The sequence below is a fragment of the Acidovorax delafieldii 2AN genome, from assembly GCF_000175235.1.
GTDB lineage: Bacteria > Pseudomonadota > Gammaproteobacteria > Burkholderiales > Burkholderiaceae_C > Acidovorax > Acidovorax delafieldii_B.
Genome location: NZ_ACQT01000102.1, coordinates 1 through 13,200, shown reverse-complemented (window position 1 = coordinate 13,200; position 13,200 = coordinate 1). Strand labels below are relative to the sequence as shown.

Sequence of the window (13,200 nt, the reverse complement as noted above, 5' to 3'; positions counted from 1 at the left end):
GGCTGCGCCACCCTTCGGGCTGCGGGTGCTGCAGCGCAGGCGGTGCCAAGCGCGGCGGCACGGTCACGGCGCCCAGCGGTGCCAAAGCCTTCCCTTCCAAACGGCCCTGGATGATCAGCCACTGAGGCTGCGCCGGGCCATACCAACGAACCAGGAGAACACGCCATGATTCACGGCGACATTTCGAGCAGCAAGGACACCGTCGGCGTCGCGGTGGTCAATTACAAGATGCCCCGCCTGCACACCAAGGCCGAGGTGCTGGCCAATGCGCGCAAGATCGCCGACATGATCGTGGGCATGAAAAGCGGGCTGCCGGGCATGGATCTCGTCATCTTTCCCGAGTACAGCACCCACGGCATCATGTACGACCGCCAGGAGATGATGGACACCGCCGCCACCATTCCGGGCGAGGAAACCGAGATCTTCGCCGCGGCCTGCCGCCAGGCCAAGGTGTGGGGCGTGTTCTCGCTGACCGGCGAGCGCCATGAGGAGCACCCCCGCAAAGTGCCCTACAACACGCTGATCCTGATGAATGACCAGGGTGAGATCGTGCAGAAGTACCGCAAGATCATGCCGTGGACGCCCATCGAGGGCTGGTACCCGGGCGATCGCACCTATGTGAGCGAAGGCCCCAAGGGCCTGAAGATCAGCCTCATCATCTGCGACGATGGCAATTACCCCGAGATCTGGCGTGACTGTGCCATGCGCGGGGCCGAGCTGATCGTGCGCTGCCAAGGCTACATGTACCCCGCCAAGGAGCAGCAGATCCTCATCAGCAAGGCCATGGCCTTTGCCAACAACACCTATGTGGCCGTGGCCAATGCGGCGGGATTTGACGGCGTCTACACCTACTTTGGCCACAGCGCGCTCATCGGCTTTGACGGGCGCACGCTGGGTGAGTGTGGCGAGGAGGAGATGGGCGTGCAGTACGCGGCGCTGTCCACCAGCCTGATCCGCGACTTCCGCAAAAACGGCCAGAGCGAGAACCACCTGTTCAAGCTGCTGCACCGGGGCTACACGGGCATGATCCATTCGGGCGACGGCGACCGGGGCGAGGCCACGTGCCCCTATGACTTCTACCAGCGCTGGATCGCCGATCCCCAGGGCACGCGCGCGGCGGTGGAGGCCATCACCCGGCCCATGGTCGGCACGCAAGAGTGCCCGATCGAAGGGATTCCCCATCCCGGCATTGCATCCGCCTGAGGATCGGTGCGCTGGCGGGCCTCCGGTGATTGCGGGGCCACCAGGCCCCCACCACCTGCGGCCAAACGCGGCCCCTGCGGAAGGGGCGGCTTTCCGGATGGTGCCGCGTCCCCTCGGCTGCGCCAGAAAGCGCCGGCCACCGTAGAATCGCAGGCTCCGGTCCAAGGAGCGTTGCAACGCGGCACCCTGCTGCGTCAGGCTTGGGCCAGGCGCCGGCAAAGACACGCCGCCGCGCCCTGCCGACAACGACGCTCACCTGTTGTCACGCCGTTTTTTTGCAGGTGAGCCCTATGTCCGCTGTCTCTCTTCCCCCCATGAAGCTGTCCGGCCTGGAGCCGGTGTCCATTGGCGAAGGTTCGCTGTTCGTCAACATCGGCGAGCGCACCAACGTCACGGGCTCCAAGGCGTTTGCCCGCATGATCCTGAACGGCCAGTACGAAGAGGCCCTGGCCGTGGCGCGCCAGCAGGTGGAAAACGGGGCCCAGGTCATCGACATCAACATGGACGAGGCCATGCTCGACAGCAAGGCGGCCATGGTGCGCTTCCTGCAGCTGATTGCCTCCGAGCCCGACATCGCACGCGTGCCCATCATGGTGGACAGTTCCAAGTGGGACGTGATCGAGGCCGGGCTGCGCTGCATCCAGGGCAAGGGCATCGTCAACTCGATCAGCATGAAAGAGGGCGAGGAGAAGTTCAGGCACGAGGCGCGCCTGGTCAAGCGCTATGGCGCCGCCGCCGTGGTGATGGCGTTTGACGAAAAGGGCCAGGCCGATACCTACGAACGCAAGATCGAGATCTGCGAGCGCGCCTACCGCATCCTGGTCGATGAGGTGGGCTTCCCGCCCGAGGACATCATCTTCGACCCCAACATCTTTGCCGTGGCGACCGGCATCGAAGAGCACAACAACTACGCGGTCGATTTCATCGAGGCCACGCGCTGGATCAAGCAGCACCTGCCGGGCGCCAAGGTCTCGGGCGGCGTGAGCAACGTGAGCTTCAGCTTCCGCGGCAACGACCCGGTGCGCGAGGCCATCCACACCGTGTTCCTGTACCACGCCATCAAGGCGGGCATGGACATGGGCATCGTCAATGCCGGCATGGTCGGCGTGTACGACGACCTGGAGCCCACGCTGCGCGAGCGCGTGGAAGACGTGGTGCTGAACCGCCGGCCCGATGCCGGCGAGCGCCTCGTCGAGGTGGCCGAAACCGCCAAGAGCGGCGCCAAGGACGAGAGCAAGAAGCTCGAATGGCGCGGCACCCCCGAGCATCCCAAGACCGTGGGCGAGCGCCTGTCGCATGCGCTGGTGCATGGCATCACCGACTTCATCACCGAAGACACCGAAGAGGCCTACCAACAGATCCTGGCCAAGGGCGGGCGGCCGCTGCACGTCATCGAAGGTCCGTTGATGGACGGCATGAACATCGTGGGCGACCTGTTCGGCGCCGGCAAGATGTTCCTGCCGCAGGTGGTGAAAAGCGCCCGCGTGATGAAACTGGCGGTGGCGCACCTCATTCCCTACATCGAGGAAGAAAAGCGCCAGGACGAGCTGGCTGGGCGCGACGTGCGCAGCAAGGGCAAGATCGTCATCGCCACCGTGAAGGGCGATGTGCACGACATCGGCAAGAACATCGTCACCGTCGTCTTGCAGTGCAACAACTTCGAGGTGGTGAACATGGGCGTGATGGTGCCCTGCCACGAGATCCTGGCGCGCGCCAAGGTCGAGGGGGCCGACATTGTGGGCCTGTCGGGCCTGATCACCCCCAGCCTCGAAGAAATGCAGTACGTGGCTGGCGAGATGCAGAAGGACGAGCACTTCCGGATCAAGAAGATTCCGCTGCTCATCGGCGGCGCCACATGCTCGCGCGTGCACACGGCCGTCAAGATCGCCCCGCATTACGAAGGCCCCGTGGTGTACGTGCCCGACGCCTCGCGCAGCGTGAGCGTGGCGCAAAGCCTGCTGGGCGATGGTGTGGAAAGCTATGTGCAGGAGATCAACGCCGACTACGACAAGGTGCGCACCCAGCACGCCAACAAAAAGCAGGTGCCGCTGTGGCCCTTGGCCAAGGCGCGCGCCAACAAGACCCCCATCGACTGGCGCGCCTACCAGCCCGCCGTGCCCCGCGCCCTGGGTCGGCGTGTTTTCAGGAACTTCGACCTGGCCGAGCTGGCCAAATACATCGACTGGGGCCCCTTCTTCCAGACCTGGGACCTGGCCGGTCCGTACCCCGCCATCCTGACCGACGAGGTGGTGGGCGTGGAAGCCACGCGCGTGTTCGCCGACGGCCAGGCCATGCTCAAGAAGATCATCGAAGGCCGCTGGCTCACGGCCAGCGGCGTGATCGCCCTGCTGCCCGCCAACAGCGTGAACGATGACGACATCGAGTTCTACACCGACGACACGCGCACCGAAGTCGCCATGACCTGGTACGGCCTGCGCCAGCAGGCCGAAAAGCACGTCATCGACGGCGTCACGCGCCCCAGCCGGTGCCTGGCCGATTTCGTGGCGCCCAAGAGCAGCGGCATTGCCGACTATGCGGGCATGTTCGCTGTCACGGCGGGCCTGGGCATCGAGAAGCGGGAGCAGGCCTTCATCGAAGCGCTCGACGACTACTCGGCCATCCTGTTCAAAAGCCTGGCCGACCGCCTGGCCGAGGCCTTTGCCGAATGCCTGCACCACCGCGTGCGCACCGACCTGTGGGGCTATGCCAGCGATGAGGCCCTGAGCAGCGACGACATGGTGGCCGAGAAATACCGGGGCATCCGCCCCGCGCCCGGCTACCCGGCCTGCCCCGACCACAGCGCCAAGATCGACCTGTTCCAGCAGTTGCAGTGCGATGAAATCGGCATGGGCCTGACCGAAAGCCTGGCCATGACCCCTGCCGCCAGTGTGAGCGGCTTCTACATCGGCCATCCCGACGCGGTGTATTTCAACGTGGGCAAGATCGGCGACGACCAGGTGCACGCCATGGCCGAGCGCCGGGGTATGGACGAAGCGGCGCTTGCACGGCTGCTGGCGCCCAATCTTTGATGCTATATTTAATGTAGCTAGAGGCGCTTATCAATCAAGCGCTTGGGGCCTGTTTTGCTCAAAATTCTGGCTCCAGCCGCCGCACGGACGGACGGGGCCTGCCGTCCCGCTGTTTCAGGCCGCCTGCTGCTGGGGCAGCCGGGCGATGACCTTGATCTCGAACTGGAAGCCATAGAGCCAGGTCACCCCGATGCCCGTGAGCGCGGGGTAGGGCGCATCGCCCCAGTATTCGGGCACGACGCTCCAGATGGTCTCGAAGTTCGACGCCGGGTCGACCACGAAGACGGTGGCATCCACCACATCGGCGAAGGTGCACCCCGCCGCGGCCAGCACCGCGTTCAGGTTGTCGAAGGCGCGCCGCACCTGCGCCCGCAGGTCGGGTTCGGGCGAACCATCGTCGCGGCTGCCCACCTGGCCTGAAACGAACAAAAAGCCGTTGGAGCGAACGGCCGGTGAATAGCGGTTGCGCTCATACAGGTCCTGCCGTCCGGCAGGAAAGACGACGTCGCGTGCGGTCATGAAAATCCTTCATCAATGGGGCGTGCCACGCGGCGGACGGCCCCGGGGTTTCGTGGTGAAGGCACTTTAGAAGCGCGGGCCATCGCGATCAACGGGCAGCTTTGTCCATCACTGTTCTTAGAATCCAAACAATCTTGGGAAGGGTGTGGCGTGATGGACCGTTTCGATGCAATGCAGGCATTTGCCCGCGTGGTGGAAGCCGGCAGCTTCACCAAGGCCGCGCACACGTTGCACATGAGCCGCACCACCGTGACCCAGCTCGTGCAGCAGCTCGAAGCCCGCCTGCGCGTGCGGCTGCTCAACCGCACCACGCGGCGGCTCCACCTCACCGCCGACGGGGCCGCGTACTACGAGCGCGTGGTGCGCCTGCTGGCCGACCTTCACGATGCCGAAACCAGCCTGTCGGCTGCGTCGGCCGTTCCGCGCGGCCGCCTGCGGGTGGACGTGCCCAGCCCGCTGGCCCGCACCGTTCTCATCCCCGCGTTGCCGGCCTTTCACGCGCGTTATCCCGACATCCAGCTCGACATGGGGGTGAGCGACCGCAAGGTGGACATGGTGGGTGAGGGCGTGGACTGCGTGTTGCGCGGCGGCGCCATCACCGATCCATCGCTGATAGCCCGCCACGTGGGCGACCTGCAGCTCCAGGTATTTGCCGCCCCGGCCTACCTGCAGCGCGCCGGCACCCCGCTGCATCCGCAGGCGCTGGAGAAAACGCACCACCGCATCGTCGGGTTTTTGTGGGAGCGCACGGGCAGGCCGCTGCCGTATGCCCTGCGCCGTGGCAGCGAGCGCGTGCGTGTGGAGGGACGCTATGTGTGTGCCGTGGACGATGGCAATGCCTACGTCGCGGCGGGCCTGGCCGGCATGGGCATTCTGTGCCTGCCCGACTACCTGTCGGCACCCCTGCGGGCCAGCGGAGAGCTGGTGCCCCTGTTCGAGGACTGGCACTTCGACCCTCTGCCGCTATACCTGGCATACCCGCCCAACCGCCATGTCAGCGCGAAGCTGCGCGTGTTCATGGACTGGGTGGTGGAGCTGATGGCGCGCCACGCCCCGTTGACCGGCACCGCCCGGACTTGACCGGGATCTGCTCTCACGATTTCCGCCCGCGCAAAGGCTCATAAGGCCGTGCCGAATCGGGGTGTGTGACGCGGTGGGGCGCTGGGCGAGGAGCGCAACGGCGAGTGGCGGGGCTTGGCAAGCCTTCCCTTCGGCTGAGCGGCGCCCAGAAAAGGCCATTCGCAGCGTTACGAGGCTTCGCAGGTGGGGCCGCACCCCGGTTCCGTCGGGTGCCTTGCGCGTGGCCCTTGGGCGCTGCAACGCATCTGGTCGCAGCCGCGTGAACAGGCCCTAGGCGGCCGGCTCGCCAGCGCCGCTGGCCGCCATTTCCAGCTGCATCATGACCATGTTGACCAGCGTGCTCACGGTGGGGCGGCCCGTCTCGATCACGTAGTGGGCGGTCTCGCGGTAGAGGCCGTCGCGCTGCGCGAGTAACTCGCGCAGCCGCTCCAGCGGGTTGGGCACCTGGAGCAGCGGGCGGCTGCGGTCGTGCCGGATGCGCTTGAAGATTTCCTCGGGCGAGGCGCGCAGGTACAGCACGGTGCCCAGTGCACGCAGCACCTGGCGGTTTTCAGGGCGCAGCACGGCGCCGCCCCCGGTCGACAGCACCATGCCACCCGGTTGCTGCGCCACCTCGGCCAGCATCTCGCTTTCGAGGTCGCGGAAGCGGGCCTCGCCTTCGGTTGCAAAGAAGCTGCGGATGGAGGTGCCGAGCGACTGCTCCAGCCGGTGGTCCAGGTCGATGAAGGGCACGCCCGTGCGGTGGGCGAGTTGCCGTCCCACGGTGGATTTGCCCGAGCCGGGCATCCCGACCAGTGCACAGCGAATCTGCATAAATGTCCTGTTGTGAGGGCTGGGTCACCCACTGGGCGCAGAGTGTAAGGCGGCGTGGGGCCCGTTCTCGCGAGCCCGGTATGCGCCGCTTGCAGCAAGGGCCGAACGGGATGGCGGGCCGGCCGTGCCCCGGTGGGCGGCCGTGCTGCCGCCTCAGCTTGGGATGTGCAGTTGGTCGTCCAGTGCCAGGGTGGGGGCGAGTTGCAGTGCGTTCTCGGTGGCGAGCGCCGTCATGGTGTTGTCGAAGAAGCAGAACACCCGGCAGATGCGTCCGCATGCATCGGTGTTTCAAAATGTTCTGCCCTGCAGAACAACGGTACGGGTGCGCAGTGGAGCACCCCTGGCCACTCGCCAAGTCATCTAGGCGACTGGCAGGGCCGCCGGAGCGTGGGTACTTTCCCTGATGTTGTGCTGCACAGCAGAACATCAACGCCGCTTGGCGGACATGGCCGGTAAGCTGGCCTTGCCATGCGCCTTCCCGGCCTCCCCGCATCGGCGGCAAGGTGCCAGGGGCGGCCAGCGCAGTGCAATCCTTACAGGAGCGAGACGATGCAGCAATTCCCGCAGTTGGAGAGAGCCCGCAGGGGCGGGGCGGGGCACGCGGACCGGCCTCTGCGCCGCGGCGCCCACAGGAGGGCTGGCTGATGGACATTTTCTTGCAGCAGGTGCTCAACGGCCTTACGCTGGGCGGCATCTACAGCCTGGTGGCACTGGGCCTCACGCTGGTGTACGGCATCCTGCATGTGCCCAATTTTGCGCACGGTGCGTTCTACATGGTGGGCGCCTTCGTGTCGTTCCACCTGATGTCGGCCTGGGGCTGGAATTACTGGGTGGCCATGGCCGGATCGGCTGCGTGCGTGGCGGTGCTGGCGATGCTGGCCGAGCGGCTGGTGTTCCATCCGCTGCGCCATGCCTCGGGCCTGCACCCCATGATTGCCGCCATCGGCGTGCTGCTGTTCCTGGAGGCCTCGGCACAGGCCATCTGGGGCGCCGACTTCCAGCGCATGCAGACGCCCTACACCGGCATCATCGACCTGGGCGGCGTCACGGCGCCCGTGCAGCGGCTGCTGATCATCGGCGCGGCCTTTGCACTGGTGGTGGCACTGCATTTCTTCCTGAAGAAGACGGTGATGGGTTCGACCATCATCGCCATGGCCCAGAACCGCGACGGCGCCTCGCTGGTGGGTATCGACGCCAACCGCGTGGCCATGCTCACGTTTGCCATTTCGGGCGTGCTGGCGGCAGCGGCGGCCACCCTCTATGCGCCCATCAATCTGGTGTATCCGGCCATGGGCAACCTGGTCATCACCAAGGCGTTCGTGATCATCATCCTCGGGGGCATGGGCAGCGTGCCGGGCGCCATCGTGGGTGGGCTCATCATCGGCTTTGCCGAGAGCTTTGGCGCCTACTACATCTCCACCGACTACAAGGACATCATGGCCTTCGTGCTGCTGGTGGTCATCCTCTCGCTGCGCCCGCAGGGCCTGTTCACCTCGGGGGTGCGCTGACATGGCCTTTCTTGAAAGCAAATGGGGATGGCTGCTGTTGGTGGCGCTGGGCCTGGCGTTTCCGCTGTTCACGGGCAACGACTACCACCTCACGGTGATGAGCACGGCCTACATCTTTGCGATTGCCACTATCGGCCTGAACCTCATCACCGGCTACACCGGCCAGTTCAACCTGGCGCACAGCGGCTTCATGGCCGTGGGCGCCTACACCGTGGGCATTCTCACGGTGGACCACCAGTTCTCGTTCTGGGCGGCGTTCGCGCTGTCGGGCGCGGTCTCGGTTGTGTTGGGCTACTTCCTCGGAATCCTGTCGCTGCGGCTCAAGGGCCACTATTTCTCGATCTTCACGCTGTGCGTGGGCTACATCATGTTCCTGGTGATCGAGAAGTGGGACGGCCTCACCCACGGCACGGTGGGCATCATGGGCATCCCCGCGCCCGAGCCCATCGGATCGCTGCGGTTCGACACGCCGCTGGCGCTGTATTACCTGGTGTTCTTCTGGCTGGTGCTGGGCATGTGGGCGATGCGCCGCATCGTCAACTCGCTGCTGGGGCGTACCTTTGTCGCCATCCGCAACAGCGACGAGCTGGCCGAGGCGCTGGGCATCAACCTCATGCGCAACAAGACGCTGGCCTTCATGCTGTCGGTGTTCTACGCGGGCATGGCGGGCGGCCTGTACGCGGGCTTCGTTCGCTTCATCGGCCCGGGCGTGGCGGGGGTGGAACACACCTTCGACATGACCATGTACATGATCGTCGGCGGCCTGGGCACGTTGCTGGGGCCCTTGCTGGGCGCCCTGGCGGTGCCTTGGCTCACGCAGTACCTGCAGTTCCTGCAGGAATACCGCTTCATCGTGTTCGGCCCCATCCTGGTGCTGCTGGTCATTTTCGTGCCCCACGGCATCGTGGGCAGCTACCAGGCCTGGCGCGCGCGCCGTGCCGACCGGGAGGGCGCACCCCGTGCTTAAGATCGACCATCTCACCAAGCGCTTTGGCGGCCTGGCGGCCGTGAACGACGTCAGCACCACCATCGAGACGGGCAAGATCAACGCCATCATCGGCCCCAACGGCGCGGGCAAGACGACGTTCTTCAACCTCATCAGCTGCGTGCACCGGCCCACCTCGGGCACCATCACCTTCGAGGGGCGTGACGTGACCTCGCTGCGCACCGACGAGGTGGCGCGCCTGGGTGTGGCGCGCACCTTCCAGACCACGGCGCTGTTCGACGGCGCCACGGTGCTCGACAACCTCATCGTGGGCCACCGCCTGCGCACGCATTCGGGCCTGTTCGACGTGCTGCGCGGCTCCAGCCGGCTGCGCGAGGAAGAGCGCATCTGCCGCGAAAAGGCGCGGGCGGCGCTCGATTTCGTCGGCCTGTCGCACATTGCCCAGCGCCTGGCCGGCGACATCACGCAGGAAGAGCGCAAGCGCGTGGCCTTTGCGCTGGCCCTGGCCACCGACCCCAAGCTGCTGCTGCTGGACGAGCCCGCAGGCGGCGTGAACCCCGAAGAAACGCTGGGCCTGGCCGAGCTGATCCGCAAGATGGTGCGCCACGGTCTCACGGTGTGCCTGATCGAGCACAAGATGAACATGATCATGAGCCTGGCCGACAAGATCCTGGTGCTCAGCTACGGTGAAAAGATCGCCGAGGGCACGCCCGCCGAAATCCGCGCCAACCCGGCGGTGATCGATGCCTACCTGGGGAGCGACCATGCTGGCGTTTGACAACCTGTCGCTGCGCTACGGCAGCTTTCTGGCGCTCGACGGTGTGACGATGCATGCCCAGGAGGGCGAGCTGGTGGTGCTGCTGGGCGCCAACGGCGCAGGCAAAAGCTCGATCTTTCTCACGGCCAGCGGTATCCACAAGGCGGCGGGCGGCAGCATCCGCTATGGCGACAAGGAGTTGGTGGGCATGAAGCCCTCGCAGATCGTGCAGACGGGCGTGGTGCAGTGCCCCGAGGGGCGCAAGCTGTTCCCCGGCATGTCGGTGCTCAAGAACCTCACGCTCGGTGGCTATGTGCACCGGCGCGACCCGGCGCGCTGCAAGCGCATGCTCGACGAAGTGCTGGGGCTGTTTCCCATCCTGGCGCAGAAGAAGGATGACCCCGCCGGCTCGCTCAGCGGCGGCCAGCAGCAGATGGTGGCCATCGGCCGCGCCATGATGGGCCTGCCCAAGGTGCTGCTGCTCGACGAGCCCTCGCTGGGCCTGGCGCCGCTGGTCATCAAGCAGATGTTCGAGGTCATCCAGCGCATCAACCAGGCCGGCACCACCGTGCTGCTGGCCGAGCAGAACGCGTTTGCGGCCCTGAAGATCGCGCACCGCGCCTACGTGATCGAAAGCGGCCGCATTGTCATGGAGGGCGATCCGCAGACCCTTCTGGCCGACGACGCCATCCGCAAGGCCTACATCGGCGCCTGAGGGCGCAGACCTGTTTTCAACGACCGCCCCTTTCCATCCACAGGAGACCACCATGCACCCATCCGCTTCCTCGCTGCCCCTTTCGCGCCGCCGCCTCACGGCGCTGGTGCTGGCCTGCACCGCCCTTGCCTCGGGTGCCGCCATGGCCCAGGAGGTGGTGAAGATCGGCTACTCGGGACCGCTGTCGGGCGGCGCGGCGCAGTACGGCAAGAACGTGCTCGATGGCGCGCAGATTGCCGTCAACGAAGTCAACGCCACCAACCCCGAAATTGGCGGCAAGAAGGTCAAGTTCGAGATCGTCGCGCTCGACGACAAGTACAACCCCAGCGAAACCGCCATCAACGCGCAGCGCCTGGTGCAGCAGCACAAGACGGCCGCGATCCTGGTGCCGCACTCGGGCGGCATCTTCGCGCTGCAGACCACGAACGAGGCGCAGAACTACCTGGTGCTGGCCTACAGCAGCGTGCCGCAAATCACCAACCGCGGCAACAAGCTCACGCTGCGCATTCCGCCCGAGTTCACCACCTACATCAAGCCCTTCTCGGCCTACCTGATGCAGCGCTTCGGCAAGAAGATTGCCCTGGTCGGCGCCGACCACGACTACGCCAAGGCCTGGGTGGCCGCCTTCAAGCCCGCATGGGAGGCCGCTGGCGGCACCGTGGTGGCCGAGAACCCCATGTCGTACAACCGCGCCACCGACTTCTACAGCGGTGTGAGCAAAGCGTTGGCCGCCAAGCCCGACGTGCTGTTCGTGGGCGGTGCCTCCGAGCCCACGGGCCTGGTGGTCAAGCAGGCGCGCGAATTGGGCTTCAAGGGCGGCTTCTTCGTGATGGACCAGGCCAAGCTCGATGAAATGTCCAAGGTCACGGGCGGCTACGAAGCGCTCGAGGGCGCCATCGGCGTGCTGCCCGTGGTGGCCGACCCGTCGCCCGCGATGAAGGGTTTTGTCGAACGCTTCCACAAGCTGTATCCCAGCCGCGACCCCGGCTCGGAAGTGGTGTGGAACTACACCGCCGTGCACGCCACGCTGCAGGCCATGAAGCTGGCGGGCAGCGCCACGGATGCCAAGGCCATCCGGGCCAACCTCGACAAGGCCTACAAGAGCCTGCCCCCCGAGCAGAACCCCGGCGGCGTGACGAGCGTGGACGCGCAGGGGGGCGCATCCACGGTGGAACGCGGCGGCGCGGTGGAAGGCGGCAAGATCAAGCTGATTGCGGCCGCCGGCGCCAAATAAACGCAGGCCGCAGGCCCTGGGGACGGGCCTTTCGGCATGCTGGGCTTGCCCGCCGATTCACCGGCGCCTCAGCGATCAAAGAGGCACCAGCGGATGGATTCCCGACCTGCCGGCCCCCACGGCCGGTCGGGCCCCATCGGGACCGATGACTGCGCCAAAAAAGCCATCGATTGGCCCATGGAAAGCCCCGCCCGGCCATGACGGCGCCATCATCTGCAGTGCGCGGGCGTGATAAGGGTCTGATGGGCCCGCAGCGCAATATCCGCGCGCGCAATCAGCTCACTTATTCATAGCGATTGAGGCGCAGCCGCGTCCTTCTCGCTTTCCTGCAGTGCGCGCCACTGCACCTTGCCGGTGCCCGACTTGGGCAGGCTGTCCGCGAACTGCACGAGGCGCGGGCTCTTGTAGGCCGCCATGTGGCCGTGCGCCCAGTCGACGATCTCCTGCTCCGTCACCTGGCCCTTGAAGGTATCGCTCAGCACCACCACGGCCTTCACGGTCTCGCCACGGCGCTCGTCGCGCGCGGCGATCACGCAGACCTCCTGGATGGCGGGGTGGGCGTACATCAGCGCCTCCACCTCGGCCGGCCAGACCTTGAAGCCGCTGGCGTTGATCATGCGCTTGAGCCGGTCCACCATGAAGAAGTAGCCATGCTCGTCGGTGCGCGCCAGGTCACCGGTGCGCAGGAAGCGCTTGCCGTCCAGGGTGACAAAGGCGGCCTCGGTGGCCGCAGGCTGGCCCCAGTAACCCTGCATGACCTGCGGGCCGTGCACGATGATCTCGCCGACCTCGCCCGGGGGCAGCTCGGCGAAGGTGGCGGGGTCCACCACGCGGGCGTCCACGTCGAAGATCGGGATGCCCAGGCACTGTTTCATGGGCCGCTCGGGCGGGTTGATGTGCGTGGGCGCCATGGTCTCGGACATGCCGTAGCCCTCGATGTAGTCGAGCCGGCACAGTTCCTTAAGCCGGGTGGCCACGGCCTCGGGCATGGCCGCGCCGCCGCCGCTCAGGCGGCTGACGCTGGAGAGGTCGTATTCGGCCAGGCGCGGGTTGGACAGCAGGTCCACCACCATGGTCACGATCATCTGCGTGCCCGTGACGCGGTAGCGCTGGATGAGCTGCGCGGCGGCGTCGCGGTCCCAGCGCGGCAGCAGCACGATGGTGGCGCCCACGTAGAGCGAGCCGTTCATGCCGTTCTGCATGCCGGTGACGTGGAACAGCGGCAGCACCACCAGCGACACGGCGTCCTGCGGCGTGCCCAGCCACTGCGTGCCGGCGACGGTGTTGTACATCACGCTGCGGTGCGTGTGCATGCAGCCCTTGGGGTGGCCCGTGGTGCCCGATGTGTAGGGCATCACGGCCAGGTCGTCGGGGCCGGCCGCGATGGGCGCGGGGC

Annotated in this window: 11 protein-coding genes, 1 pseudogene and 1 riboswitch; of the genes and pseudogenes, 9 read left to right on the top strand and 3 right to left on the bottom strand. The window is 66.3% G+C overall.

Annotation, left to right across the window (positions count from 1 at the left end):
- The 3 genes and pseudogenes from ACDELDRAFT_RS25725 to metH form a co-directional block, all read left to right on the top strand.
- Positions 1–125, top strand: a pseudogene (locus tag ACDELDRAFT_RS25725) (zinc ribbon domain-containing protein); the annotation flags it as partial.
- A gap of 40 nt (positions 126–165) precedes the next feature.
- Positions 166–1,203 (top strand): aliphatic amidase, encoded by a 1,038-nt coding sequence (locus tag ACDELDRAFT_RS13205; RefSeq protein WP_005797550.1) that lies wholly within the window; start codon positions 166–168, stop codon positions 1,201–1,203.
- A gap of 157 nt (positions 1,204–1,360) precedes the next feature.
- Positions 1,361–1,464, top strand: a riboswitch (S-adenosyl-L-homocysteine riboswitch).
- A gap of 29 nt (positions 1,465–1,493) precedes the next feature.
- On the top strand, positions 1,494–4,232 hold the full coding sequence (gene metH, locus ACDELDRAFT_RS13200; protein ID WP_005797548.1) for a methionine synthase: 2,739 nt from the start codon (positions 1,494–1,496) through the stop codon (positions 4,230–4,232).
- A gap of 114 nt (positions 4,233–4,346) precedes the next feature.
- On the opposite strand, the gene ACDELDRAFT_RS13195 is transcribed toward metH, so the two are convergent.
- Positions 4,347–4,751: a RidA family protein gene (locus tag ACDELDRAFT_RS13195; RefSeq protein WP_005797546.1), complete on the bottom strand. Its 405-nt coding sequence runs from the start codon at positions 4,749–4,751 to the stop codon at positions 4,347–4,349.
- 153 nt (positions 4,752–4,904) lie between these two features.
- On the opposite strand from ACDELDRAFT_RS13195, the gene ACDELDRAFT_RS13190 reads away from it, so the two are divergent.
- Positions 4,905–5,831 (top strand): LysR family transcriptional regulator, encoded by a 927-nt coding sequence (locus tag ACDELDRAFT_RS13190; RefSeq protein WP_005797545.1) that lies wholly within the window; start codon positions 4,905–4,907, stop codon positions 5,829–5,831.
- Positions 5,832–6,101: 270 nt separating this feature from the next.
- On the opposite strand, the gene ACDELDRAFT_RS13185 is transcribed toward ACDELDRAFT_RS13190, so the two are convergent.
- Complete coding sequence (locus ACDELDRAFT_RS13185) at positions 6,102–6,644, bottom strand: shikimate kinase (protein ID WP_005797543.1); 543 nt, start codon at positions 6,642–6,644, stop codon at positions 6,102–6,104.
- Positions 6,645–7,288: 644 nt separating this feature from the next.
- Here ACDELDRAFT_RS13185 and ACDELDRAFT_RS13180 point away from each other — a divergent pair.
- Genes ACDELDRAFT_RS13180 through ACDELDRAFT_RS13160 form a run of 5 tightly spaced genes read left to right on the top strand, consistent with a single transcriptional unit; the run spans position 7,289 to position 11,804 of the window.
- Positions 7,289–8,152, top strand: coding sequence for a branched-chain amino acid ABC transporter permease (locus tag ACDELDRAFT_RS13180; protein ID WP_005797540.1), 864 nt, complete (start codon positions 7,289–7,291; stop codon positions 8,150–8,152).
- Position 8,153: 1 nt separating this feature from the next.
- The gene (locus tag ACDELDRAFT_RS13175; protein WP_005797538.1) at positions 8,154–9,119 is read left to right on the top strand and encodes a branched-chain amino acid ABC transporter permease; all 966 of its coding nucleotides are present in this window, start codon (positions 8,154–8,156) and stop codon (positions 9,117–9,119) included.
- Complete coding sequence (locus ACDELDRAFT_RS13170) at positions 9,112–9,876, top strand: ABC transporter ATP-binding protein (protein ID WP_005797537.1); 765 nt, start codon at positions 9,112–9,114, stop codon at positions 9,874–9,876. The genes ACDELDRAFT_RS13175 and ACDELDRAFT_RS13170 overlap by 8 nt, the downstream gene beginning before the upstream one ends.
- Positions 9,863–10,570 carry an ABC transporter ATP-binding protein gene (locus ACDELDRAFT_RS13165; protein ID WP_005797535.1) on the top strand — a complete coding sequence of 236 codons (708 nt, stop codon included), beginning with the start codon at positions 9,863–9,865 and terminating at the stop codon, positions 10,568–10,570. The genes ACDELDRAFT_RS13170 and ACDELDRAFT_RS13165 overlap by 14 nt, the downstream gene beginning before the upstream one ends.
- Before the next feature lie 52 nt (positions 10,571–10,622).
- Complete coding sequence (locus tag ACDELDRAFT_RS13160; protein WP_005797534.1) at positions 10,623–11,804, top strand: ABC transporter substrate-binding protein; 1,182 nt, start codon at positions 10,623–10,625, stop codon at positions 11,802–11,804.
- 287 nt (positions 11,805–12,091) lie between these two features.
- Here ACDELDRAFT_RS13160 and ACDELDRAFT_RS13155 read toward each other — a convergent pair.
- Positions 12,092–13,200 (bottom strand): AMP-binding protein (locus tag ACDELDRAFT_RS13155; protein WP_005797531.1); only part of this gene is annotated, 1,109 nt, incomplete at its 5' end.